The organism is Sphingobacterium paucimobilis HER1398, assembly GCF_000416985.1.
GTDB classification, from domain to species: Bacteria; Bacteroidota; Bacteroidia; order Sphingobacteriales; family Sphingobacteriaceae; genus Sphingobacterium; species Sphingobacterium paucimobilis.
On sequence record NZ_ATDL01000015.1, the window covers coordinates 449,876 to 473,882 of the forward strand.

The window sequence follows — 24,007 nt, forward strand, 5'->3', positions numbered from 1 at the left end:
ATATGATACAGATAAAAAACAGCACAAAGCAGGATATTAAGGAAATATTCAGACTTTATGAGATTGCCACGGGCTTTCAGAAAACAAGATACACAGTGCATTGGCCAATATTTGACCGGGGTCTGGTGGAAAACGAAATCGATGAAAACCGACAATGGAAAATAGAGATGGATGGTAAAACAGCCTGCATCTTCGCAACGACATTTGACGATCCGAAAATCTGGGAAGAACGAAATGAAGATGCCGCTATCTATATCCACAGGATAGCGACCAATCCCGACTTCAGGGGACAGAACCTTGTAGCAGAAATCGTGAAGTGGGCGAAAGTGTATGCAGCTGAACATAAAAAGGAATACATAAGAATGGATACCGTAGGGGAAAACACGAAACTGATCGCGTACTACGGCAAATGCGGGTTTGACTACCTAGGGCCACTTACGCTAAAAGATACAGAGGGGCTTCCAGCACATTACAATAATGCAACAGTGAGTCTCTTCGAAATTAGCTTAAAAAGTAATCGATAAGGTGGACTATTGTGTAACACTCCAAGAACTCTTTACTGCGGCAGACCTCTTCTGGGATGAGGTCTACCGCAGTGTTATTCAGAATCATTGATCTGCTATCCGGAAATAGTTAAGCATCATTTTCTGATTGGTCTTATGGGGAGTCGCTCTCATCAGGGCATTCCTGAGGAATATCCCTGGTTGCTTGCTCCAATGTGCTATCTTACCAACCTGCCAGCTCTTATTAACAATGGAATGAGCTTTTTTCAAACGAACTTTAGGATACAATTGAATACTTGTTTTCAGATCATTTTCTGAAAGCAATCGGTATAATGCATGAGCATCTTCGATGGCCTGGCAGGCTCCCTGCCCAAGGTTGGGCGTGGTTGCGTGAGCTGCATCACCTATCAGACACACATTGGATTGCGACCAGTCGGAATAAGGCTTTAAATCATAGATTTCGGTAGCGATTATTTTCTCTTCAGGAGTCTTCCTCATGACCGCTTCTGCCATAGGGATAAAATCTCCAGCAAACTCTAATGGAGATGAAGACAGTGCCCCTATTGTCTTGTCAATGAGTAAATACCAGTAAACTCTATTGTCCCGTAATGGTACAAAGCCAAATCTCTTGCTCTTGCCCCAGGCTTCTACCAATTCGTGCCTGTAATCTTTGGGAATTTCAAATTCTGTGACTCCTCGCCAGCACAACTGTCCCGAATCACGGTATTCCTGATAGTTGAAGAGTATGCTACGTACTTTTGATTTAATTCCATCTGCACCGATCAGGTATTCGTATGTTTCCTCAGCTCCGTCTTCAAATTTCATCAGAAATTGATGCTTCTCATTAGCAACATTCTTCAATCTCTTATTCAGCTTTATATTTTTTTCGCCAACGGCTTCAATCAATATCTTATGTAGTTCTGCCCGATGAATGGTGTGGTTTTGAACACCAAACTGTTGCTCAAAAGGTTTCAAATCAACCCGGGTAAGTGGCGAAAAATCGGGTTCGGACAACGTCGTGAAGTAAAGTGGATTTCCTACCCGTTCTATTTCGGTATGTATTCCCAAGTTGCGAAATACCTGCATAGCGTTGTTGGCTAAGATAATACCCGCACCCACGGGTTTAAGTTCAGCGGCTGCTTCAAAGATTGTAAACGGAATATTGTGCTTTTTTAACGCTAACGCAGTGGTTAATCCACCAATACCTGCTCCTATAATGGCTACCTTCATGTTGTTCTTTCTTTATTTCGGAGCAAAATTAGGCGCAATAAAGAGCAAAAAGATTCACTTAAGTTAATAAAACTACTTCATAATTCGCCTTCTGATTCTGCTCAGTGACTGTGGTGTGATCCCTAGAAAGGTAGAGATATATTTCTGAGGGATTTTCTGTAGTACTTCTCGTGACTTTCTAAGGAGATTTAAATAACGTTCTTCGGGAGTGAAAAGCAGCAGATCTTCTATCCGTCGCTTTGCTTCCAAAAAAGCATAATCTGACATTCTTATTTTAAAATCCATCCAAAAAACATCCTGTTGTGCAAGGTCATTGATAGTGTCCTTTGATATGACAAACAGTTCTGTTTCGATCATGGCTTTGATATAGAGACTAGCTTTTTTTCCGGAAATGTAGCTCTCATAATCACCAATAAAATCCTTATTCACCTGTAATAAGAGGTTTATTTCCTCTCCTTTGTCATTCATCAAATAAGAACGCATTGCTCCCTGTATAATAAAAGCTAACTTGTCTGCACGTTCCCCTTCCGAAAGCCAATTTTGATTTTTTTTCAGCACTACTATTGTCCCCTCTCGGGATAATACCAAAGCCTTATCATAGGGAATAGACATATTCTCTTGAATTCTGCGAATATAATTCTGATTCATACTTTGCATTTTACGCCATAATTATAAGATGATTCTATAGACAATGCAACATCGTATTTTTTTTGCAATTAACTGCTGCACCTATATTATGCACCTAATAATATTGCAATATTTTGATTTCGACGGTCGCTGATCATTAAAATCATCATCAGGAAGGATTACACAATCCCACCGATACAGACGTACTTGATATCTACATAACTGTCCAAACCGTATTTAGAACCTTCACGGCCTTGACCGGATTCTTTGACTCCTCCAAAAGGAACAACTTCGGAGGAGATCAATCCTTCATTGATCCCGACAATACCGTATTCCAGCTGCTCACGAACGCGCCAGCTTCGGTTTAGATCGTTCGTAAAAAAGTAACTCGCCAATCCGTAAACCGTATCATTGGCCATTCGTACGGCATCCTGCTCGGTTTTGAATCTGAATATCGGCGCAATAGGACCAAAAATTTCATTGTGCGCAAACTCCATGGACTCGTTGGCATCAACAATGATGGTGGGTTCAAAAAACTGAGGTGCTACCGCCTTTCCTCCTGTTAAAACTTTTCCCCCTTTGACGACCGCATCTTGTGTCATCTCTTCCATCCGTCGGATAGCTCGCTGATTGATAAGTGGACCGATGTTTACATCGGTGTCCAATCCGCTTCCGAGTTTCATCTTCTTAACGACAGCCGTAAATTTTTCGACAAATAGATCGTGAATCCCTTCCTGTACCAAAATCCGATTAACACAAACACAGGTCTGTCCGCCGAACCGGAATTTTCCGGCCAAAGCTCCTTTTATTGCCAAGTCTATATCTGCATCGTCAAAAACGATAAGCGGAGCATTACCTCCGAGTTCCAAGCTCAATTTTTTGAGTGTATCTGCACTTTGCGACATCAGGATCTTACCTACTTTTGTAGAACCTGTAAAGGATATTTTGGCTACCTTTTTATTCTCACAAAGCTCTTTTCCCATCTCGGATGGGTCTGTTCCGACTACGGTATTGTATACTCCTCTAGGAAAACCTGCCAGATTCGCCAGATAGTTTATGGCAAGTGCCGTAAATGGAGTCTCCTCGCTCGGACGGACCACGACTGTACAGCCTACCGCTAGAGCCGGTGCAATTTTACGGGCGATCATGGCCAATGGAAAATTCCAGGGTGTAATGGCGCCCACGACACCGATGGGTTCTTTGAGTGTGATAATCCGTTTGTCCGCTGTAAATCCGGGGATGACATCGCCATAATTGCGCTTGGCTTCTTCGGCGAACCATTGGATATAAGCTGCGCCATAATCTATTTCGCCTTTGCTTTCAACTATGGGCTTGCCACTTTCTAGGGTCATAATCTGAGCCAATTCGTCTTTGTGCTGATGAATTAGGTCAAACCATTTCAGCAGAATGGCGCTCCGCTCTTTGGCTGATTTCGATTTCCAGGAACCAAAAGCGGCATGCGCCACATCAATGGCTTTGGCAACAAAGGTTCTGTCTTCGTCATGAACTTGACCGATAACGGATAAATCAAACGGATTTTTAACATCAAATTTTTCCGTTCCTTGATTTGTCCACTCTCCATTAACGAATGATCTATCAAATAACAATTCTTTGTAAGTACTCATTGGGGGTTGAATTTAATCAAAAATAATGACTTGCCGGATCGCTTCTCCACTGGCCAGTCTTTCAAAACCTTCGTTGATATCTTCTAGTTTTAAACGGTGCGTGATCAGTTTATCAACGGGCAGATTGCCATTTTTGTAGAGTTCCAAAAAATTCGGAATATCGATGGAGGGCACACAGCTGCCGAGATAGCACCCTTTCAAGGATTTTTCCTGGCCAACCAGCGTCAGAGGATTCAGACTCAAACGGGCATCTGGATGGGGTAATGCCCCCGTCACAGTAACTCCTCCTTTTTTGGTTGCATTGAAGGCAAAGTCCAAAGCAGACATGGCTCCAGCAAATTCGACCGATTTATCGACACCGCTTGTAGTTATCTCCTGCTTGAGTTCTTCCAGTGCTCTTTCCTCCCCGGAGTTGAGTGTATGGGTAGCGCCAAACGCTTTGGCCATATTGAGTTTTGAAGGACTGACATCTGCTGCAATGATCTTGGAAGCTCCTGCTGCCTTTGCTCCTAGGATAGCTGATAATCCGACCCCTCCCAGCCCAACGACCAAAACAGACTCGCCCACATGAACTTGTGCTGTATGCACGACTGCTCCGACTCCCGTCATCACCGCGCAACCGAAAAGGGCAGCTATTTCAAAAGGATAAGATCTATCAATTTTCACCAGCGAATAAATGGATGCGACAGCATATCCCGCAAATCCGGACACACCGAGATGGTGATGATAAGTTTCACCGTTTTGGTTCTTTATTTTAATATCACCATTGAGCAGGACACCTTCGTTATTGGCCTTTGCTCCCGGATTGCAAAGGGCGGCTCTGCCTGACATACAGTATTCGCAATGGCCACACGAGGGCAAGAAGGCAAAAACGACGTGATCGCCTACTTCGAAACCTTTTACATCTTCTCCCAACTCGACAATAATCCCAGCAGCCTCGTGCCCCAAAACCATAGGCATGGGGCGAGGACGGTTTCCATCGATCACGGATAGATCGGAATGGCACAATCCTGCTGCTTTGATCTGCACGACGACTTCTTCTTTACCTGGTTTTCCGATTTCTATTTCCTCTATTTTTAGAGGTTTTGATTCGGAATATGGTCTCTTATGCCCTCCGACCTGATGAAGGACTGCTGCTTTTGTTTTCATCATAATCGGATTTTAACGGTAAAACTCTTGAGGTCCTTTTTTGAATTCGCTCCATTTCACCGGATCATGTCCAGTGACCACAAGTGCATCATACTTGTCGGCGTACTCGTGCAGTTTCTTTACGGAACGTACCGAATCAACGGTTGATGCCAAAAATCCGGGCAACGCTTTTTCATCCCAATGATCGGTCGTATAAGCGGCATCTACTGCCAGGATGATGGAACCGGAATCGGGAAGTGTGATCATAAAACTGCAATGGCCTGGTGAATGCCCTGGCGTTGGGATAATACGGATCACCCCATCTCCGTATACATCGTAAGAGTCGTTATAGTCAAGTTCCAAAAATTGCCATTTCAGCCCCGGTCTGTCAAAATCCTTACGGATATAACCGCCAGCAGCAAACCAATCTGGCGTAAAAGCATACTCGTATTCTCTGCGCTGAACGATATGGGTTGCATTGGGAAAGTTTCCGACAGCGCCGGTGTGATCAAGGTGCAAATGAGACTGGATGACATATTTAATACTTGAAGAATCGATTCCTAGCGCTTTAATCGTATTCAAGCATCCTTCGGATTCTTTCATAACAGGCCAATACACCTGTGTGATATCTCCCCAATGTCCTACGGGATCGGTAGCACATTGTACGGCATTGCCTCCATCAATAATGACATTTCCTTTTGGATGGGTGATCAAATACCAGGGAACCGGAATTTCATAAGGATCGAGCGATGCATTCATTTTGATATTGTTCTCTTTACATTTCAGAACACCAGTCTGAAACATGTACAATCTGATTTCATTTGCCATAATTATATTTTAAAGCTGCGTTAAACAAATCTAACAGGACACCTGTTTCTATTATTATAACGTTTGAAAAGTCAAATTGTGTTTAAGGAATGTGGATTAATCTGATTTGACGATCCCTCGATCCGATGAAAGAACCGGACCTGCCAATTTTTTGTCATTATGGCTTGTTTGTTGTCAGGAGTATCCCATATAGGATAGACTCGAAACCCACGCTTTCCCTCACTATTCTCCTTCGATAAAATCTCTCTTTCGACTAGGACACTTTTTGAAAAGATAAAACAACCACTCTGATCACCATACTGGGTCTCAACAATATAAAAATCGAATGGATCATCAATGTGATAGGGTTCTGTTTTTCCTGCGGCATTTCTTTTCCACAAAGCGACAAACTGACCTATTTTCTTTGGGGTAACTTTTGCCTTTCTATATTTGAACTGTAGATCACCGATCTTAAAATGACAGCCAGAATAATCCTTCGCCTCATTTTCTACCTGAATATCTGAAATACCTATTCCAAATACTTCGACCAACCTATCGTTTAAAAAATACAACTGTGCTTCCATACCCTAGCTTAACTAACTTTGTGGGAGTAAAAATAATGAAAACTGTTGGCCTTAAAGTATAGTCGTTGTACGCATAGGTATAACTAGCAGAAGGAGATGTAGAAATCTCTTTATCAAAAACAATAAACGATATCTTTTGGTAGAATGGTCTAAAACGTTTCTACCGTAAGTTCATGATTCAGCATGGCACCTGCCATATTACCCGCTGCAACAGCAAAGGCAACAGATCGCATCGGACTGGAATTGTCACCACAAGCATAGACTCCGGAAACAGTAGTTTTCTGAAACGTATCTATTTTGACAAGTCCCGATTCTGTTATCTCGCACCCCAGTACAACTGGGATATCTGACTGTTGTGTAAATGGTATTGCAGCATATACGGCATCAAAACTCTCTTCTCGTCCGTCGTTAAATACTACTGCATGTACAGCCCCATCTCGGTGCTTGATTTCGATTACTTCTTTTGGTATAACGTTTATATTATGTTTTTTCAACGTATCCAATTGTCCTCGATCAAATTCTGATCCATCGGACAGATTAATAGACAGACTATCCGTCAGATTATTTACCAAAGACGCAATATGCATAGCTTTCTCTCCTGTAGCAATGATAGCAGTCTTTTTGCCCCTAAATTCATATCCATGACAGTATGGGCAATGAATGACGGACTTACCCCAGCACTCCGCAAATCCTTTGATCTCGGGAAAGATATCCTTGATGCCTGTAGCAAACAATATTTTTTTGGAAGAAAACTGTTCCCCACTTGCTACATACACGTCAAAACCAACTTCGTTTCTGACTGCGGCAACAACCTCTCCACTATGGAATCTGACAGTGTCGTATGCCGCAACCTGTTTTTGAGCCTTATGAGAAATCGCAGCAGGTTGTTCTCCATCTTGAGTAATGAAATTATGTGAATGTGGCGTATAGCGATTACAAGGAGTACCACTGTCAATTACAAGGACTTGTCTAAGTGAACGTCCTAATGCCATGGCGGCCGAAAGTCCGGAATAACTTCCGCCGATGATGATTACATCAAATTGATTATTATCTTTCATGGAACTTTTTTCTAATAAATGCAACAATATTGCAAATATAAAAAAAAGAATAGTTATCACTGCAAAAAAGATTGGCTACATCAATCTCTCCTCCAATATCAAGCCGATAGTCACACTGACCGATGATCAAATCTGCCCAAGATAGTCGCCAAGAGACTGTTGGGTATTGATACCCAACAGTCTCTTGGCGATATCGGTGTATCTCTACACCGTTTTATGTCAAATACGCTGTACTATCTAGACAGCTTAACTACGCTTTCTGTATATCGATCAAGATCTTGACTTCTGTAGGATCATTGACAAGGGCTTCAAATCCCTCATTAACAATATTATCCAGACTTATCTTGCGTGTTACAAGTTTTTCGACAGGCATGCGTCCGCTATCAATAAGGGCTATTACTTGGGGGAAAATATTGCGATATGCAATAATTCCTTTTATCGTAATCTCTCGGAGCACCTGATCCAAGACATTGGTGTTAACGGGTTTACCAAACAGTGCAACCAAGACTGCTGTTCCGCCATTTCTTACACTATCGATACCATTGGTATAGGAGGACTGTACACCAGCACAGTCTAAGAAAACATCCACGCCAAGTCCAGTAATCGATTTTACTTTCTGCGACAGCCCTTCTTCTTTGGCATTGATGATATGTGTCGCTCCGAGAGCTTTTGCTTTATCTAAGCGCTTGTCTGCGATATCGGTCACAATAACGGTCGTCGCTCCGGCAGCAAGGGCAGCCTGTAGACACAGGAGACCGATCGGGCCTGCTCCTGAAATCAATACCGTCTGACCAATTTTAAGCCCACTCTGCAATACGGCGTATACCGCTACAGCTGCAGGTTCCACCAGTGCCCCCTTTTCAAAAGACATCGTATCAGGTATCTTATGTACCATGTAGTCTTCAACAACGACATATGAGGCAAAGCCACCGTTGCCAGAAAGTCCTATAAAACCAAGTGGCTCTGAGAGATTGTACTCGCCATTGGGAATGAAAGGACTGTCAAAGTTTTTGAAAAGAGGCTCCACAACGACACGGTCTCCCACCTTTAGGTGATCAACTCCCTCTCCAACGGCATCTATCACCCCAGAGAACTCATGTCCCAACGTAGTGATTCCCTGATGTCCATTTAACGGATAAGGTTGATCAACGGGAATCAACTGTGGCCCATGCACGTATTCATGTAGATCCGATCCGCAGATTCCTGCAAATTGAACAGCTATTTTAACCTGACCTGCGTGTGGCTCGGGAATCGCTGTAGCTTCAACCCTGATATCTTTTGCAGCATACCATCTTGCTGCTTTCATTGTATTTGCCATATCCTTTTACTTTTTTAATTATAGACCTAAAGGTATTGATAAATACATCCGTAGGCCATGATCTTTATCCATCAAAAAAGTGATACTTCTCATTTATTCGAAAAACTTCGACTTTGCACAAATAAAATGATTATAACCGTCATCCAGATAATGTCACCATCTAGCAATCTGATTCAAATCCATCTGCAGTGCTACAGGTACAGCTGAAAAAGTAATCGGGTTTTATATAAAAATGTGTTTTTGATTTATATAGTTTTTTTGTAGCTTGCCGAAGCACATGAGAAGACAAGCGCAACATATTATTTCCTCTTTATCCAACGTCATTATAGTCGCTGTCTGTGTCGTCATTTTAATCAAAATGGGAGGAACAATTACTATCTAATATTTTTAAAACAAATCGATATAGTGAGCCTCCCATAAAATGGGAGGCTTTTTTTTTTATAACAAAAACTAAGATGACCAGTAAACTATTTAACATCAGTTGTAAGTCAAGCCATGACACCCTATCAAAACTGCTACAACACATTTCGACAACAGGTTATAGACTATGTGCCGTATCACAATCGGCTACAGATGTTCATGAAGTCAGTTTAATAACAATCGAACTCGAGATTGAAGCCCGCTCAATAGATCTCTTTATTGAAGAAGTAATGCGGATTGACGGCATATTGGATGTCATTGTATCTTTTGGATCGCCCCTTAAAATCGCCACGTACCAAATGAGGTATGATAACGATACCTTGGATCTTCTAGATATTTTAAGATCTCACAATACCCAAGTAATTCATATAGAAGCTAAAAGATTATTGATCGTTCATATAGCAACGGAAAAAGATATTCGTCTATTGTACAACAAACTTGACAATGCCTCACTATTAGGATTTTGCCAAATGCCTATTGCTATGGCAGATCCTCTCTGCTGGGACAAGGTAAACTCAAAATAGCCAATGCTGCAGTGTCCCCAAAAATATGGACACTGCAACATTTTGAATATAGCATATGTAACCTATTCAAATTCGATTATCAGCCCATGCGAACTATTTGATAATTGGCACCCAATAAACAGTGCCCCTATCTGCCTGCGCTACAATAGGAACACGACAACCTATATTGGTAATCTTTGAGTCGGTGCATTTACAAAGGATTATTTGAAATGGAAACCTCTTCTGATTCCTTTCAGTCATCTTGCTGCAGCAACTAACATATAACAAAGACTTACTAACGATTTATGATATAAACACAATGTTTTATGGTTTTTTTTTGTAAAATTGTAAAGAAGTCTCTTTACACGTTGTAAAAAACTTAGACCACATTATAAATTTAATAAACCTTCAACTTATGCATGTCAATAATACTGCCGAAGAAAAAGAGGCTGTAACTCAACAAAAGTCCAAATTAGGTGTACGCCTATTTTTCATTTATTTAATCTGTTATGCAGGTTTTGTAATTTTGGGTGTATTTAAATATGAGCTGTTAGCCACTACAGTCTTCTGGGGGCTCAATCTAGCATTAACATATGGTATTGGATTAATTGTTTTCGCTGTCATCCTTGGAGTCATTTACAATTTTTTCTGTACAAAATACGAAGACCAAGCCGACGAAACAGAAAATAAAATGGAAGGAGGCATCAAATGATATACGATATTTCCTTCACCGCTCTGGCATTTTTCTTCGTGTTTGTAGGATTGGTATTAGGCTTATCCTTTTATTTCGGCCGAAAAAAAAGCTCATCCTCATCATACTATGCTGCTGGAGGTCAAATCCATTGGGCTGTCAACGGAATAGCATTCGCAGGTGACTACCTATCTGCGGCTTCTTTTCTAGGAATTTGTGGGATGATAGCCGTAGCTGGTTTTGATGGCTTTCTATATGCTATTGGATTTTTGGCTGGGTGGATCGTTGCTCTATTCCTAATTGCCGAACCTTTCAAACGATTGGGAAAATACACCTTTACCGATGCACTCAATGCTAAATTCAATTCTAGAGCAATCACACTGACAGCATCGATAAGCACTTTAATTATTTCTGTTTTCTACCTTATTCCACAGATGGTAGGTGCCGGAGATCTCGTAATGCCATTATTAGGACTGCCCCATTGGGCGGGTGTCATCCTAGTTGGTGCTATTGTTATCGCTATTGTCGCAAGTGCCGGGATGGCATCGACAACATATGTTCAATTTCTGAAAGGTGGATTACTGATCGTTCTCTCATTGGTACTGACCGTATATATTCTAAAAAACGGACTATCTACTCCACCAGATTTTAATGGAAGCCCCTACCATTCTTTTCTAAAACTCAGCCCTGAGATAAAAGATGGCAAAATTGTCTCGGTTCAGGACTGGAATATTGTTTCGCAACAAGAGGTTGGAAAAAAAACCTTTGTTAAACTAGAACAAAACGGTATAGAAAGATGGTTTGACTGGCAACAGGAAAACGACAAGAACATACTAAATGAAACCTTGACCATTACACAAAAAGGTGACGGAACATCTCTTTACAATGGTGAAACGAAAGAAAACAGAAAATTTTATCAGGTTGGTCATCTAAGCAAAATTATCGTAAACGGCCAAGAGTTAGCTAAAACAGGGCCATTAGGACCTTTCGAATTTCTCTCAACCATCAAAGAGAGTGAGATCATTCGATTCATGCAGGTCAAATTGATCGATGGCCATGATCAAGTCGCTCTCTACTATCCCGAAGCAACCCCTGGAGCCAAATTCATGTTACCAGGATTAAAATACAAAATCGGCAGTGATGCCAATCTTTGGAGTAAGATGGATTTTGTATCGCTGATGCTCGCTTTATTTTTAGGAACGGCTGCACTCCCCCATATCCTAATCCGGTATTACACCGTAAAAACTCCGCGAGACGCAAGAAAATCAACAATATTGGCCATAGCTGCAATAGGAGGATTCTATATCCTGACACTATTTATTGGGGTCGGTGCAGGTGTAAATGGGGTGATGGATGTGGAATCCAGCAATATGGCAGCACCTCTGTTGGCTAGAGCATTTGGCGCGGCACTGTTCTCTATCATATCTGCAGTGGCATTTGCCACCGTTTTAGGGACAGTAGCAGGACTTATCGTAGCTTCATCGGGTGCGATAGCACACGATTTTATTGATGTCTATCTCAAGAAAAATTTAAATGATGATAAGAAAGTTAAAGTCGGAAAAATAGCTGCTGTAGTAGTAGGTATATTTGCAATATTGTTAGGAATGGCTTTTCAGGGGATCAACGTTTCATTTTTGGTCGGTTGGGCATTTGCAATCGCCGCATCAGCAAATCTTCCCGCGATATTATTCTTGCTATTTTGGAAAAAAACTTCTTCAACAGGAATCTCTGCATCAATAGTAGTAGGGATAATATCATCACTAGCCATTATCTTAACATCGCCAACAATGTGGGATAAATATGGGTTGGGAGCAGAAAAGGCACTACACCAATTGGAAAATCCTGCTTTAATTTCATTTCCATTAGCGGTGCTGACTGTTTATATCTTCACAAAACTATATCCGAAAAAAGAAAAAAATTTACAGACAATCTCTAGCGAATAAGCACTGCTAAAGGCAGATCGAAAGCGACCGGGATATTCTCGTACAACAAAGAGTTGAAAAAAGCTGTTAAGACAAAAATCTTAACAGCTTTTTTTGATCATCAGCGACATACGAGCAAATATCTCTACCAATTCAGTAGATTAATTCTTAAATTAGAAAAGACTTAATAATATAGCCCATGTCAGAACTAGAAACAAACAGTATACATATTGGAAAAGATTATAACAAAACAAACGCTGTAGTCTCCCCTATCTTCCAAAGCTCAACCTATTTAGCAAGCGACAATCTCGATGAATATATCATTGCTGCAAGCGAAACTAAATACCCTGAGTTTTATCAACGTCATGGCAACCCTACCAATAGTCAGGTAGCGGCCATTTTAGCTTCTCTAGAAAAAACAGAAGATGCCTTGGTATTAGCAACAGGTATGGCCGCCATAAGCACAGCTATTCTTGCTGTTGTCAGAGCGGGAGATCATATAATTGCCCAGCGATCACATTATTCTGGTACCGCTCTTTTTTTTAAAGAGTTTTTAACTGATTACGACGTACAGGTCTCTTACGTGGACCAAACTGATAATGAAGCTTTTCTAGAAGCTCTAAAACCTAATACGAAGCTCTTCTATATAGAGACGCCTTCCAATCCGAATCTAGATATTACCGATTTAGCTTTTATTGGAAGAATAGGCAAAGAACGAGGCATTATAACGATGGTCGACAATACGTTTAGTTCGCCTATAAACCAAACCCCCGCGGAATTTGGGATAGACGTCATAATCCATAGCGCAACCAAATACCTGGGAGGACATTCCGACCTTACTGCTGGAGCGATATGCGGATCAAAAGAATTTGTTCAAAAAGCCTGGAGAAGATCTTTGGTACTGGGAGCAAGTCTAAGCCCTTTCGATTCATGGCTACTACTTCGCGGTCTGAAGACGCTTTCCCTACGTGTGAAGCAAATCAACGAGAATGCTCAACAACTCGCCGAATGGTTACAAAAAAGCAATCACATTAAATCTGTTTGTTATGTAGGATTAACTACCCATCCACAACATGAGTTAGCTAAAAAACAAATGAAAGGATTTACAGGGATGTTATGTGTAGAAGTAGCAGGAAAAACAGAAGACCAGCAATATAACAATGCGCAGATTATTTTGAAAAACTTAAAAATATTCGCTAATGCGGCTAGCCTAGGTGGCGTGGAATCTTTAATTGTCCATCCGGCCAGCATGTGGGGAGGTCACCATTCTTCGCAACAGAAAAAAGAAGCCGGTATAAATCGAGGCCTGCTGCGTATCTCCGTCGGTATAGAACACATAAATGATCTCATTCAAGATTTTACTCAAGCATTAAAAAAAATATAGATTGTACATGGCGAGACCTACAAATAAAGAATCTCTGATCACACTGAGTCAAAGTAGTTTTAACAAACTATTGTCCCTAATTGATAGTCTTCCCGACCCTAAAGCTGAATTTCCTTCAGGAACGATGAATAGGAATGTACGCGATGTCTTAGGTCACCTACATCATTGGCACCTATTGATGCTCGAATGGTACAAAACTGGTAGCAAAGGAGAAAAACCAGCCATGCCTGCAACAGGCTATTCTTGGAAAGAGACACCCGAACTAAACAAAAAGATTTGGGAAGAGTGTCAACATTCAACTCTAAGCGATACAAGACAACGATTAATAAACTCATATAATCAGATTCAAGAAATAATCAAAAGCCATACAAACGAAGAGTTGTTTGAGAAGAAAAAATACAAATGGACAGGCACCACTTCTCTCGGAGCTTATCTCGTGTCAGCGACATCAAGTCACTACGAATGGGCATTCAAACTGATTAAAAAAGCTTCTAAATAAAAAGCAGCCTCCTTCTTGATCATCTCCGGACGAGCTAGAAGGAGGCGACTAGATTATTTATTAATCGTTCTTAGTGCTTTCTTAACTATGTACGCAGTCTCCTTACCCTTACTTTCACCCTCCCATCGTTTGCATAATTCCTTAACAAACTGTGGTTGGCTTTTACTGGCATCGTTCAGCCAATTCCCAACACTATCTTGGACATACCTTGCGCTATCCGCTTTCAATCGTTCTAATATCGGCAGTGCCAGCTCCGGTTTTTCCTTCAGTTCGTTAATATGTGTACACCATACCCCGCGAGGTCTAATAGCCTCGGTAGCAAATCGCCTTACATTATCATCAGAACTCTTAGCCCATTCCGAAAGTATATCAATACTCTCAGTCAGGTTTTGAGCTATTTTATTTCTTAATGCCATCCAACAAATCTCTCGTACCCCAAAATGAAGATCTGCTGCAAAAGGTTGTATTCGACTTAGTGAGTCCGCTATAGAGAGTTTTTCATCCTGACCAATCGTATAGGTAGCCCAACAACGTATCAAATCGGCCTTATGGTTCGCTAATACATCAAGGAACTCATAATCATTATGAGCTACAACTTGTTTGAAAATCGTTACTCCTATTACTTCATTAATCGTATTGACCGTCTTCTTCTCTAAATCATTGATTTTCGACAAAATAGGCTCAAGATATACCGTCCGATTGTTGCTAATCAACAAATTCTCTAATAGGAGCCTTTGGTCTACGGCCAACCACTCCACAAGGTTGGCCGTTTCAATCTCACCGCGATTAAGCTGTTCTAATATTTCTACAGGAATATCTTTGGTACTTCTTGCTCCTTTTCGTTTACTTTCACTCATAGGTTTCCAATCAATTCTTCAATATCAACTCTTTGCATATAATTTTCTTCTACAAATTTATATAAAATAGTACCGTCTGTATCTAGCAAAAAAACCGCAGGCATAGGTAGTTCATTATTTGAATTACCATTGTATAACGACAGATCTATTCCTAACCCCTGGTAAGTTGGAATAACATATTCTTGAAGACCAAAACTAATTCCTATATCCTTGGCCAATATGTTATCCTTATCCGTCAACAACTCATACTCCAACTGACAGTCCGTTTTCATACTCACATTATGAGCAATAGTTTGTGGTGAAATCGCAACAAGCGTAGCTTTCCTATCGGTGATCGCCTTTAGGTTCTCCTGTAAAGCCTTCAACTCCAAGTTACAATAAGGGCACCAACTGCCACGAAAGAAAGCAATAATCACTTTACCACTTTTTAAAATGTCTTTTAACGCAATATCTTCATTGTTGGTATTGGGTAAGCGAAACTCAGGAAATGTCTGACCTACTAGAATGCTGTTCTCTTTATATTTCTGAGCTTGCAAGTCTGCAATTGATCTACCAAATATCTCCAAAATTTCTACTGGAAGTTGCTCTGCTAAACCTTCATTCAGGGTATTAATCTGTTCGGCTAATTTTTTCATTTTTTCTTTATTATTTTTACAAAGTTTTAAAAGTAAATTGGAAACCACAATACCGCATATTATTGCCCCTATGGGATAAAAAAGTCAATTTTGTGAAACCGACCACGATAACATCGCGGGAGCTCTCATCATCCAATAAAAAAATAAAACAACTGATGAAAACAAAGGAAAGAGCAATAGAAGAAAAAATTTGTCCGTTAGAATTTGCAGTCAATGCCATTAGTGGAAAATGGAAAGTTCCCATCGTATGGCGCATAAATGAGGGCGAGAAAAGGCCAAGCGAAATATTAAGAGGAATTACAAAAGTAGACAGGCGTGTGCTCAACCAACAGCTAAAAGAACTTGAGCAAGCTGGTATTCTACAAAAAGAAAGCTTCAACGAACTTCCACCTCGTGTTGAGTATTCACTCACACCTCTTGGAGACAAATTGGTAGAAGTACTATGGAAATTAAACGCCTGGGGTGAGACATTATTAGAGACGTCAATCAAAAAAGATAAATAAAACAGCAATACAAATGAATTACTATCTCAAACTCTTTCTCCTTGCCACTGGTGTTGGATTAGTCAATTTGCTTATTTATTTCTTTTTTCTACGGTTTCAAATTATTCACAACAGTTCCTACGTACCGCAAGAATTGTTGGTCATAGCACTGATACTGCTCGCTATTCCTATTCAATTTCTCGTCCTTCTCCTGATGGGTTGGGTTTTTAATAAAGAAGCCCTGGCCTTCAATATTACCGCAATATGCTTTATGATAACATGTGCTATCACACTGTGGGCTACTTCTAGAGAAGAACGCGCAAGGTACAGTAATGAGCGCGTCTACCAACAAACAGAAAAATACGATTATCAGCAAGGAATAGCAACGCCTGAGGGCTACCCTATACAACTACTTTCTGAAAGTCGATTTGTCATGAGTGTAAAGGGGGATCGTAATCCGGTTACTCTTTTGGAAACGCAAAAGGTATATTCAAATCAATGGGGCAATGGAGAAACAACCTTCAAATCTTCTGACGAAGGTCCAATCGTAATACCGGATAGTTTAAAGCTGTACTGGTATTCTTTTCTAGAGAACAAGTACTACAGCTTAAATACAAAATTAAATAAGTCAAAAATATCCGAGTACTTCAAACAAGGGCTAAAGCATGACGTGAGTGGTAAATTGGATCAAATTATACAGTCCAATTACAACGAGCTCATTGCCGGTATTGCACCAGGAGGAGATGTTGTGTTGTGGATTTCAAGTTTTAATGATACCCGAGAGATTGAAGTATTCAAAGCAAAAGAACTAAGTATCGATCAGCTAAAAGACTATGACATCGTAACCGATGAGATACGGCAGCAGGTACTCCATGATACCTGCCTTTGTGAGGACAATGTACAATTTAGAAAAATAGTACATAACAACCGACCTATTCCTTTCGGGACTTGGACAGGCAAATACCGTAAAAAAAACAACTGGAGAATTACTATAAGCGATTTTGGACAAACAAAGGCAAAACTAATGTTCCGTTTATTTAATGGTGAACGATACCAATTCTTTAATGAAGAAATCACACAACAGCAGTATCAGCCACTAGCTATACCTGATTATATAAACTTCACCTTCTTTAAGGATGGAAAAAAACATAATGCCTACCTCGAGTTCGATGAAGATGAGGTTTTCAGACTGTTTGAAAGTATAATAAAAGACGATGTTGGTAAACAAGTAGAACTCCTATTAAATATTAGCTCTGATCTAAAGCAGAGCTCTATTAATCTGAGATCAAATACTGCTGAAGTATCTTTTGAGAATATGCGAACTGTACAAATATATACGAAATAATAGCAGCACGAGTATAGCAACCTATCGGACCGATTTATTTTCTCAAACCAGTCAAAACGATAAGTTTATAGAGCACTCGCTTTTTCAGGAACTGTGTCTACAGGCACAGATGTAGAAAACACAAAGCATCCAATGGAGAATGAAGTCAAGTATACGAAATTAAATTTTGAGGAGTTGAGGTTACCCTGTCGATTATCGAATATGGTATCCAAACCAAAACCAATCCCTTATATCGATGACACAGCCGTCTTTAGGAATAAATTCCACATATGAATTATCACCATCTAAACTAGAAATAACATCACATTTCATGGCAATACCAATACCATAACTACTCGTGGCTATAGCATCGAGTATATCTTCAATCAGATGTTGTTGGGCAGTAATTCGCATATAAAACTTTTTAAATCAAAATTAGCAGAATCAAAAATTTTAAACGTACGGGAAACCATAATATAAAGATTTAATTAAAAATCTAATCCTGTTGAGCCAGCTCTACTATCTTTGTGCTATATTTGAAAACCGGCTAAGAAAGCCATTCGAAGAACGCTACACAAAATCTAATATTTAACACAGTTTTGTTCAATGTATCCACCACAATGATTAAAAAGACACTACTTTTTTTAATGACCATTTTCTTTGCCACCATATCTTATGGCCAAACAAAAACGAATCTCCTGACCATAGGAAAATCGGAACAACTTCACTCCAGGATATTAAAAGAAGATAGAACGATAAATGTATATATCCCAGCAGACTACCAGCTACAGGACACGATTAGCTATCCCGTCATTTATGTGCTGGACGGAGGAATAGAAGAAGATTGGCTACACATAGCTGGTACTGTGCATTTCAATACACAACCTTGGATTGCCCGTTTTCCTCGCTCAATAGTCGTGGGTATTGAAGGTAATACGAGACGCAAAGATTTTACCTTCCCAGTGGATAATATAGACTTTATAGAAAAAGAAGGGTTTCAAAAATCAAGTTTCCCTCAATATGGCGGTTCTGAGAAATATATAAACTTTATCGAGCAAGAGTTACAGCCGTATATAAACCAAAAGTATAGAACTACCACCAAAAAAACTATTATTGGAGAGTCTTTGGCTGGACTTCTGACTACAGAAATTCTGCTGAATCGTCCCTACCTATTTAATGATTATATTATTGTTAGCCCTAGCCTTTGGTGGGGAGAACAAATACTTCTTAAAAATGCAGAACAGCTTTTAGAACAAAACCTCAAGAAGAAGGTCAATGTATATGTCGGTGCTCCAAATAAAGAGGAGGATATAAAAATGTTTCAAGAAGCCGAAAGCCTGTATCATGTTCTCAAAAGCAATAAAGACATTCATAGCGTATTTGATTACATGCCAGAAGAGACACATGCTACAGTAATCCACCAAGCAGTTTATAATGCATTCAAAAAGCTATATCCTAAAACAACGTATTCTCCATAACAGGTAAACATTCTCGACAGCAATGCTGTGAAGAAGCTTCTGAAGCATTGGTCTAAGATATCTACTATTTCTCCTACTCACAGATTTTTGCGACATCTAAATAAAAACAACTAATATCTATCTTGTTGTTATCTATTGATTTTATTTCGACCATTGAAGCTTAATAAGTGGAAATGAAAGGCGCAATCTTCCTTTTAAAAACAAAATATAAAACCAAGACCTAATTATCCTTAGTTCTTGGTTTTATATTTGGTATTGCTACCCGCCCTAATCTACCACATAACAAACCTCATGGGCTTCCGTCAGTTGGGGTACCTCCAGATTATGTAACATCTTATCCAATACCATATCGGGCAAAGGATGGGCTCGATTCTTATTCTGCATCCTCCAAATGTGATAAGGCTTCTCAATATAAAACAATTTCACATAAGCCTGGTAATCGACAAATAAATCAATAAGTTGCTTTCTCATCAATGCGGTGATATTGGTTGCATTCCATATAAATCCCTGACCTGCTCGAAGATATTTTTTTGCCATTTCCTTTGCTTCCTGTACTACCCAACCGTTCCGTCTCTTATCCGTTGGGTCAATGCGGTATTGTCTACGTATATCATCCAGACTGATAACAGGCAGATCCTTATCCAACTTCGAAATGTAATAATCTTTCCCCATTCCAGGTAGCCCTGATAATACGATGACCTCCGATTTAAAACGATCAAAGGGGACATAATCCACATAACTATCTAAGGCATTAAAGTAGGTGAAACGCGCATTAGGAGTCTTAAAACTAGGTGCAGATTGCCAACAGCCGATTTCTTTAGTATACAGTTCAAACATCTCCAACGCATACATTAATGCATCCATATCCTGACAGATTCGGCCTTTAGCATCAGCTTTGGCTAAGATTTTCAAGTGGCTCAAATCCAATTGTAGAGAGGCTTCCAAAGCACTTTTCATAGGGTCAGGTTTATCCATCAACCATAAAGGAAGTCCGTGATAACGCACTAGAGATACGATTTTTTCGCGTACATGGAATGGAGTATCGACATCCCGAAACAAAATTTTACGTATAGTCTGAGCGCCTTTGCGCGCATGACTAGGCGAACTCACCCGCCCCGCCGCATCAATTAATGTCGTAGACCGCTTTTCCACATCATGGAGTAAAGCTGAAGCCCAGAGTATTTCCTGTTCTTGTTCTCCCAACGCACCAAACTCGGCAAGTTCTAAAAGTTCGGCTATCACCATTTGGGTGTGTATAGCCACATTGCCTTCCGCATGATGAAAAGGATCTTGTGGAACGCTTTTCATATCATCCACCCAAGAGAACTTCTTTTCTAAAATCTCCCACTCCTTGCTTTCTGTCAATTTCCAAATCATTACAACTCCCCCCTTTCCCAAATCAGCGGCGTTCTTCTCCATGATCTCGTCCAATGTTCATCCGTCTGCACGTGCCCCTTTCTCACATATTTAAAAACATGATGCGGAAACTCAGCCACAGAATAAGCATTCACATTTCTACATACCAACCCCTCAGAAGTACATACTTCTCCTGTCTTTGGGTCGATAGAGCCGAGCGCCGAAACCTGAGCGGCCAATTTCTCCACATCTGACCAAAGCTGATGCGCACTTAACTCCTTTACGCTCGTCTTTTTCAATACAGGGACCATAGGCAAGTCGAACAACGCTGCATAGAAGCATACCTCCTCCCAGGAGAGCCACATGTCTTTGATACGTGCGGCAAATACATAATAATAATGCTCTAGCTTAGTATACTCAATCGAGTGTACAGCATATAGATTCTCACCAAAAAACTCCAAATCCCCTAAGTCGTTTTTAAGACTAGCCCAGTGCTCGCGTAGTTGTGCTGTCCAAGGTGAAATTGTTGGAGCCGCATGGGATCTTGCAAACACTCCTCGTTTGGAGAGGCAATTATTTTCTCCATCCAACTTTTCAGTATACAACAACTCTGAAAAGCACTGTATATCTTCCCAATAATTATGATTAAAACGATCGTCACTGCTTGTCCCCGGCGAAAAAGGGAAATGGTAGGTACGACCATATTTTGTTGATTCCATTTTATAAAATTCAAAGTATAACATACATCTATCAAACCATAAGAATAGCAGCTGTCGAAATCTCTTCCAAACAACTAACTCTCTTTCTGAATATTGACAACGTATTACATGACTTTTATTTTTAATCTTTTCAACTTTAATGATCGATGAGGCAAAAGTAAAAAATTAGGAGACAATCACAAAACCGTTTTTACCATTTAAAAATAACTAGAGCCGAAAACATCATACGGATTATCAAATTATTATGCTTTTGTAAAGCCCTTCAAAATTGATTTTCTATTCCCTAACTTCATCCAAGAGTTGCTTGGGAACACAAAGTTGACATCCTAAAAAACAAGCATATGGCTCATAAAATAAACAATTCTAAGAAAAAAGCGTTCTTATAAGTAAAGGACTCCTTAACAACGTGTTTTAGTGCATCGCGTTAAGAAGTCAATAATAGTTCAAATGCCCGAAATTAATTTTCAATGCACAGTTAATATTTAAAATTATGCTACAAATCAAGCCTTTTGTAATACTGCTATTTACCTATTTCGCAATTTACTTCCTTGTTATGCTTTTCATATCCAGCTATATCCTTCCTGTAGGAAAGGTTGAGTTTGTAATACATGCTCTGTTAGCGACCTGCCTTACAGGAGTATTCTCCTTTCGAAGGTTCATCACAAACGAATAGCCAAAGAAATTAGCATCATCACCCAATCCGCTATCTGGAACAGCTTCTCTAGAGATTATTATCAACGTATGCTGAATATACCCCTGTAGCACTTTCATACATTATATTCTCTAAAAATCGCTCGAAATATCCCAATGACTCGGAGTCAGATCTTAAAATCTGCTCTTTTAGAATGAGCCATTCTGATAAAAAGTAAGGCGTCTGGTGATAAAAATCATGGTTCTTAATCACCTCATCAACCTTATCATAAACCATTACTAAATCCAATTGATTATCATTCTGAGCTACTTTAGTCTGTATTTCTTTAAGAAAAGGATAAAGTTCTTTTTTTTCCATTGGCTCTATTATATCGTATTTTTACTCCAGCTACTTTTGGTGATTTCATAAACGTAGTTAATCTTCGGAACATCACCATAATATCCGACTTCTACCTCATCCACTTTTTCTGCACCAAGACGTACCACAGCAATTTGTGACCTTAGGTTTCCCGAACCGACGTGCAGGATAACTTTAGAAACAAATTGAAAAAGGTAATCCAACATTAAAACCTTTACGCCCCTATTGATACCGCTTCCCCAATAGGATACCCCATAAAACGTATAACCGACAAAGATACTATTATTTGATTCATCATAATCGTATACCCTTGTACTCCCTATCACCTCCCCAGTTTTTCGATCTGTAACTTTAAAAGCCCCACCACTCTGCATCGCTCCTTCGAAAAACACTTGAAAGACATCTCTTTTCCAACGATCTTTGCTAGGGTGCTGTTCCCATATTTTTGGATCTGAAGCCACCGCATAAAGCTCCTCAAAATCGTCCTCTTGTAAAGGAGACAAGATCACCTGATCATTATACAAACTGGGCTGCATATCGAATCTCATACGCTGTTTTATTTAATAGAACTAAATTAACAAAGAAATGTCTATAAATTAGAATTCAAACACCCAATTTCAGTAAAAAACATCTATATCAATAGACAATAAGCCCAATCAAAGCTGCACCTAATAGGATTAGAATGGGATGAACTTTAAATCTAACCGAACACACTATAGCTGTAATAAATAGAATAGGACTCATATAGTCAATAAAATTATCTTCATTGGTGAGCGAGAGAGCTGCTAAAGCAATTAACGCAAGACTGATAGGTCGGATACCATCCATCGCTGACGAAAAATACCTATTAGATCTAAATTTCAAGAAGAAATAAGATATCACTGTTATCATGGCAAAAGAAGGTAAACATAAAGCAATGGTCGTCATCGCAGCTCCCAACATAGCTATCGGATGGCTATATCCCGCATGTGTCAAAGCACTGTACCCAGCATAGGTTGCTGTATTAATACCAATAGGTCCTGGAGTAAGCTGCGAAATCGCGACGAGGTCGGTAAATTCCTGCTTAGTCATCCAACTATTTCGATCGACAACTTCTTCCTGAATCAGGGATAGCATAGCATAACCTCCACCGAATCCAAAAAAGCCTATCTTTGTAAATACCCAAAAGAGCTTATAAAATATCATTTAACTAATCCTTTGACAAGTTTTTCCGAGCGGTTTTAAATTTGTGATAGCCAATTCCACCGAAGCATCCCAGAACTATAATCCAAATAGGCGAAAGGTGAAAGAAAAACATAAGTACCAAAGCTATTATTGGAATTAGCAAAGTTTTAAAAGTCATCTTACTGGCTTTAAAAGCTGTATAACAGGGAGCTGCAATAAGTCCGACAACCACCGGCCGTAGAGCCTTAAAAATTTTGACAACATAAGGGTTATCCTGTATTTTACCAAAAAACACAGCTAGCAGAATAATAATAAAAAATGGTGCTAATATGGTTCCTAATGCGGCTAAAAGGCCACCCCGTACACCACAAATTTTATAACCGACCAAAGCAGCAATATTGGTTGCAAAAACACCAGGAAGAGATTCTGTGATAGCGAGTAATTCGTAAAATTCTGTTCGATCAAGCCATCCCTGACTAACGATTTCTTTTTCTATTAATGGGATAACTGCATAGCCACCTCCAATAGTGAATAGACCAATCTTTGTAAATTGATAGAAGAGTTTAAAATGCATGAAATATAAGGGCTTTTAAAGACAATCTCGCCACTCTTATAGCGTTGTAAACATATGAATTACACACCTATAAATATACGAAAAAATCCTCAAAAACCCCTCTCTGTACC

26 protein-coding genes are annotated in these 24,007 nt (G+C 39.8%); 9 read left to right on the forward strand and 17 right to left on the reverse strand.

The genetic code is table 11. The annotated features are described in order from the left end of the window. Nucleotides 1-2 precede the first annotated feature (2 nt). Nucleotides 3-524: a GNAT family N-acetyltransferase gene (locus M472_RS34740; RefSeq protein WP_200859619.1), complete on the forward strand. Its 522-nt coding sequence runs from the start codon at nt 3-5 to the stop codon at nt 522-524. A gap of 84 nt (nt 525-608) precedes the next feature. Here the strand turns inward: M472_RS34740 and M472_RS34745 are convergent, their stop codons facing one another. The 8 genes from M472_RS34745 to M472_RS34780 form a co-directional block, all read right to left on the reverse strand. Further along, nucleotides 609-1,733: an FAD-dependent monooxygenase gene (locus M472_RS34745; protein WP_021070553.1), complete on the reverse strand. Its 1,125-nt coding sequence runs from the start codon at nt 1,731-1,733 to the stop codon at nt 609-611. A gap of 72 nt (nt 1,734-1,805) precedes the next feature. Continuing rightward, nucleotides 1,806-2,381, reverse strand: a complete 576-nt coding sequence (locus M472_RS34750) for a Crp/Fnr family transcriptional regulator (RefSeq protein ID WP_031301735.1) — start codon at nt 2,379-2,381, stop codon at nt 1,806-1,808. A 158-nt stretch (nt 2,382-2,539) separates the two neighbouring features. After that, a complete protein-coding gene (locus M472_RS34755) occupies nt 2,540-3,985 on the reverse strand; it encodes an NAD-dependent succinate-semialdehyde dehydrogenase (protein WP_021070555.1) in 1,446 nt (481 codons plus the stop codon). Nucleotides 3,986-3,997: 12 nt separating this feature from the next. Beyond that, entirely contained in the window at nt 3,998-5,137 is a 1,140-nt protein-coding gene (locus M472_RS34760) for a zinc-dependent alcohol dehydrogenase family protein (protein WP_200859620.1), read from the reverse strand. 9 nt (nt 5,138-5,146) lie between these two features. Further along, the gene (gene attM, locus M472_RS34765; protein ID WP_021070557.1) at nt 5,147-5,941 is read right to left on the reverse strand and encodes an AttM family quorum-quenching N-acyl homoserine lactonase; all 795 of its coding nucleotides are present in this window, start codon (nt 5,939-5,941) and stop codon (nt 5,147-5,149) included. A 71-nt stretch (nt 5,942-6,012) separates the two neighbouring features. Next, entirely contained in the window at nt 6,013-6,504 is a 492-nt protein-coding gene (locus M472_RS34770) for a MepB family protein (RefSeq protein WP_021070558.1), read from the reverse strand. Nucleotides 6,505-6,653: 149 nt separating this feature from the next. Continuing rightward, nucleotides 6,654-7,562 (reverse strand): NAD(P)/FAD-dependent oxidoreductase, encoded by a 909-nt coding sequence (locus M472_RS34775; RefSeq protein ID WP_021070559.1) that lies wholly within the window; start codon nt 7,560-7,562, stop codon nt 6,654-6,656. A 250-nt stretch (nt 7,563-7,812) separates the two neighbouring features. Beyond that, nucleotides 7,813-8,880, reverse strand: a complete 1,068-nt coding sequence (locus M472_RS34780; RefSeq protein WP_021070560.1) for a 2,3-butanediol dehydrogenase — start codon at nt 8,878-8,880, stop codon at nt 7,813-7,815. Between the two features lie 455 nt (nt 8,881-9,335). On the opposite strand from M472_RS34780, the gene M472_RS34785 reads away from it, so the two are divergent. The 5 genes from M472_RS34785 (at nt 9,336) to M472_RS34805 (ending at nt 14,299) form a co-directional block, all read left to right on the forward strand. After that, nucleotides 9,336-9,824, forward strand: a complete 489-nt coding sequence (locus tag M472_RS34785) for a hypothetical protein (protein ID WP_021070561.1) — start codon at nt 9,336-9,338, stop codon at nt 9,822-9,824. A gap of 394 nt (nt 9,825-10,218) precedes the next feature. Then, nucleotides 10,219-10,515 (forward strand): DUF485 domain-containing protein, encoded by a 297-nt coding sequence (locus tag M472_RS34790; RefSeq protein WP_021070562.1) that lies wholly within the window; start codon nt 10,219-10,221, stop codon nt 10,513-10,515. Then, a complete protein-coding gene (locus tag M472_RS34795) occupies nt 10,512-12,437 on the forward strand; it encodes a solute symporter family protein (RefSeq protein ID WP_021070563.1) in 1,926 nt (641 codons plus the stop codon). Before M472_RS34790 ends, M472_RS34795 begins: the two co-directional genes overlap by 4 nt. 178 nt (nt 12,438-12,615) lie before the next feature. Continuing rightward, entirely contained in the window at nt 12,616-13,800 is a 1,185-nt protein-coding gene (locus tag M472_RS34800; protein WP_021070564.1) for a trans-sulfuration enzyme family protein, read from the forward strand. A 7-nt stretch (nt 13,801-13,807) separates the two neighbouring features. After that, complete coding sequence (locus M472_RS34805; RefSeq protein WP_021070565.1) at nt 13,808-14,299, forward strand: ClbS/DfsB family four-helix bundle protein; 492 nt, start codon at nt 13,808-13,810, stop codon at nt 14,297-14,299. A gap of 53 nt (nt 14,300-14,352) precedes the next feature. On the opposite strand, the gene M472_RS34810 is transcribed toward M472_RS34805, so the two are convergent. Then, entirely contained in the window at nt 14,353-15,156 is an 804-nt protein-coding gene (locus tag M472_RS34810; RefSeq protein ID WP_021070566.1) for a DNA alkylation repair protein, read from the reverse strand. Continuing rightward, nucleotides 15,153-15,791 (reverse strand): peroxiredoxin-like family protein, encoded by a 639-nt coding sequence (locus tag M472_RS34815; protein WP_021070567.1) that lies wholly within the window; start codon nt 15,789-15,791, stop codon nt 15,153-15,155. The genes M472_RS34810 and M472_RS34815 overlap by 4 nt, the downstream gene beginning before the upstream one ends. Nucleotides 15,792-15,946: 155 nt before the next feature. Between M472_RS34815 and M472_RS0122810 the strand changes: the two genes are divergently transcribed. Then, nucleotides 15,947-16,294, forward strand: coding sequence for a winged helix-turn-helix transcriptional regulator (locus M472_RS0122810; protein ID WP_031301739.1), 348 nt, complete (start codon nt 15,947-15,949; stop codon nt 16,292-16,294). Between the two features lie 13 nt (nt 16,295-16,307). Next, complete coding sequence (locus M472_RS34820) at nt 16,308-17,618, forward strand: DUF2931 family protein (protein ID WP_021070569.1); 1,311 nt, start codon at nt 16,308-16,310, stop codon at nt 17,616-17,618. A gap of 192 nt (nt 17,619-17,810) precedes the next feature. Here the strand turns inward: M472_RS34820 and M472_RS34825 are convergent, their stop codons facing one another. After that, nucleotides 17,811-18,011, reverse strand: a complete 201-nt coding sequence (locus tag M472_RS34825; protein ID WP_021070570.1) for a hypothetical protein — start codon at nt 18,009-18,011, stop codon at nt 17,811-17,813. Between the two features lie 233 nt (nt 18,012-18,244). Between M472_RS34825 and M472_RS34830 the strand changes: the two genes are divergently transcribed. Beyond that, nucleotides 18,245-19,075, forward strand: coding sequence for an alpha/beta hydrolase (locus M472_RS34830; protein WP_200859621.1), 831 nt, complete (start codon nt 18,245-18,247; stop codon nt 19,073-19,075). Between the two features lie 267 nt (nt 19,076-19,342). Here M472_RS34830 and M472_RS34835 read toward each other — a convergent pair whose 3' ends face one another. The 6 genes from M472_RS34835 to M472_RS34860 all read right to left on the reverse strand — a co-directional run bounded on the left by M472_RS34835 (nt 19,343) and on the right by M472_RS34860 (nt 23,897). Next, nucleotides 19,343-20,494, reverse strand: a complete 1,152-nt coding sequence (locus M472_RS34835; protein ID WP_235049505.1) for an AAA family ATPase — start codon at nt 20,492-20,494, stop codon at nt 19,343-19,345. Beyond that, nucleotides 20,452-21,150: an RNA ligase family protein gene (locus M472_RS34840; protein ID WP_031301741.1), complete on the reverse strand. Its 699-nt coding sequence runs from the start codon at nt 21,148-21,150 to the stop codon at nt 20,452-20,454. Before M472_RS34840 ends, M472_RS34835 begins: the two co-directional genes overlap by 43 nt. A 721-nt stretch (nt 21,151-21,871) precedes the next feature. Next, nucleotides 21,872-22,159, reverse strand: a complete 288-nt coding sequence (locus M472_RS34845) for a hypothetical protein (protein WP_021070574.1) — start codon at nt 22,157-22,159, stop codon at nt 21,872-21,874. Between the two features lie 8 nt (nt 22,160-22,167). Next, nucleotides 22,168-22,707: a GNAT family N-acetyltransferase gene (locus M472_RS34850; RefSeq protein ID WP_021070575.1), complete on the reverse strand. Its 540-nt coding sequence runs from the start codon at nt 22,705-22,707 to the stop codon at nt 22,168-22,170. Between the two features lie 88 nt (nt 22,708-22,795). Beyond that, nucleotides 22,796-23,344 carry a chromate transporter gene (locus M472_RS34855; protein WP_021070576.1) on the reverse strand — a complete coding sequence of 183 codons (549 nt, stop codon included), beginning with the start codon at nt 23,342-23,344 and terminating at the stop codon, nt 22,796-22,798. A 4-nt stretch (nt 23,345-23,348) separates the two neighbouring features. Next, nucleotides 23,349-23,897, reverse strand: a complete 549-nt coding sequence (locus M472_RS34860) for a chromate transporter (protein ID WP_021070577.1) — start codon at nt 23,895-23,897, stop codon at nt 23,349-23,351. Nucleotides 23,898-24,007 lie beyond the last annotated feature (110 nt).

Coding starts and splice junctions, on each gene's coding strand:
- M472_RS34740 (WP_200859619.1), top strand. CDS start 3: ATGATACAGATAAAAAACAGCACAAAGCAGGATATTAAGGAAATATTC.
- M472_RS34745 (WP_021070553.1), bottom strand. CDS start 1,733: ATGAAGGTAGCCATTATAGGAGCAGGTATTGGTGGATTAACCACTGCG.
- M472_RS34750 (WP_031301735.1), bottom strand. CDS start 2,381: ATGAATCAGAATTATATTCGCAGAATTCAAGAGAATATGTCTATTCCC.
- M472_RS34755 (WP_021070555.1), bottom strand. CDS start 3,985: ATGAGTACTTACAAAGAATTGTTATTTGATAGATCATTCGTTAATGGA.
- M472_RS34760 (WP_200859620.1), bottom strand. CDS start 5,137: ATGATGAAAACAAAAGCAGCAGTCCTTCATCAGGTCGGAGGGCATAAG.
- attM (WP_021070557.1), bottom strand. CDS start 5,941: ATGGCAAATGAAATCAGATTGTACATGTTTCAGACTGGTGTTCTGAAA.
- M472_RS34770 (WP_021070558.1), bottom strand. CDS start 6,504: ATGGAAGCACAGTTGTATTTTTTAAACGATAGGTTGGTCGAAGTATTT.
- M472_RS34775 (WP_021070559.1), bottom strand. CDS start 7,562: ATGAAAGATAATAATCAATTTGATGTAATCATCATCGGCGGAAGTTAT.
- M472_RS34780 (WP_021070560.1), bottom strand. CDS start 8,880: ATGGCAAATACAATGAAAGCAGCAAGATGGTATGCTGCAAAAGATATC.
- M472_RS34785 (WP_021070561.1), top strand. CDS start 9,336: ATGACCAGTAAACTATTTAACATCAGTTGTAAGTCAAGCCATGACACC.
- M472_RS34790 (WP_021070562.1), top strand. CDS start 10,219: ATGCATGTCAATAATACTGCCGAAGAAAAAGAGGCTGTAACTCAACAA.
- M472_RS34795 (WP_021070563.1), top strand. CDS start 10,512: ATGATATACGATATTTCCTTCACCGCTCTGGCATTTTTCTTCGTGTTT.
- M472_RS34800 (WP_021070564.1), top strand. CDS start 12,616: ATGTCAGAACTAGAAACAAACAGTATACATATTGGAAAAGATTATAAC.
- M472_RS34805 (WP_021070565.1), top strand. CDS start 13,808: ATGGCGAGACCTACAAATAAAGAATCTCTGATCACACTGAGTCAAAGT.
- M472_RS34810 (WP_021070566.1), bottom strand. CDS start 15,156: ATGAGTGAAAGTAAACGAAAAGGAGCAAGAAGTACCAAAGATATTCCT.
- M472_RS34815 (WP_021070567.1), bottom strand. CDS start 15,791: ATGAAAAAATTAGCCGAACAGATTAATACCCTGAATGAAGGTTTAGCA.
- M472_RS0122810 (WP_031301739.1), top strand. CDS start 15,947: ATGAAAACAAAGGAAAGAGCAATAGAAGAAAAAATTTGTCCGTTAGAA.
- M472_RS34820 (WP_021070569.1), top strand. CDS start 16,308: ATGAATTACTATCTCAAACTCTTTCTCCTTGCCACTGGTGTTGGATTA.
- M472_RS34825 (WP_021070570.1), bottom strand. CDS start 18,011: ATGCGAATTACTGCCCAACAACATCTGATTGAAGATATACTCGATGCT.
- M472_RS34830 (WP_200859621.1), top strand. CDS start 18,245: ATGACCATTTTCTTTGCCACCATATCTTATGGCCAAACAAAAACGAAT.
- M472_RS34835 (WP_235049505.1), bottom strand. CDS start 20,494: ATGGAGAAGAACGCCGCTGATTTGGGAAAGGGGGGAGTTGTAATGATT.
- M472_RS34840 (WP_031301741.1), bottom strand. CDS start 21,150: ATGGAATCAACAAAATATGGTCGTACCTACCATTTCCCTTTTTCGCCG.
- M472_RS34845 (WP_021070574.1), bottom strand. CDS start 22,159: ATGGAAAAAAAAGAACTTTATCCTTTTCTTAAAGAAATACAGACTAAA.
- M472_RS34850 (WP_021070575.1), bottom strand. CDS start 22,707: ATGAGATTCGATATGCAGCCCAGTTTGTATAATGATCAGGTGATCTTG.
- M472_RS34855 (WP_021070576.1), bottom strand. CDS start 23,344: ATGATATTTTATAAGCTCTTTTGGGTATTTACAAAGATAGGCTTTTTT.
- M472_RS34860 (WP_021070577.1), bottom strand. CDS start 23,897: ATGCATTTTAAACTCTTCTATCAATTTACAAAGATTGGTCTATTCACT.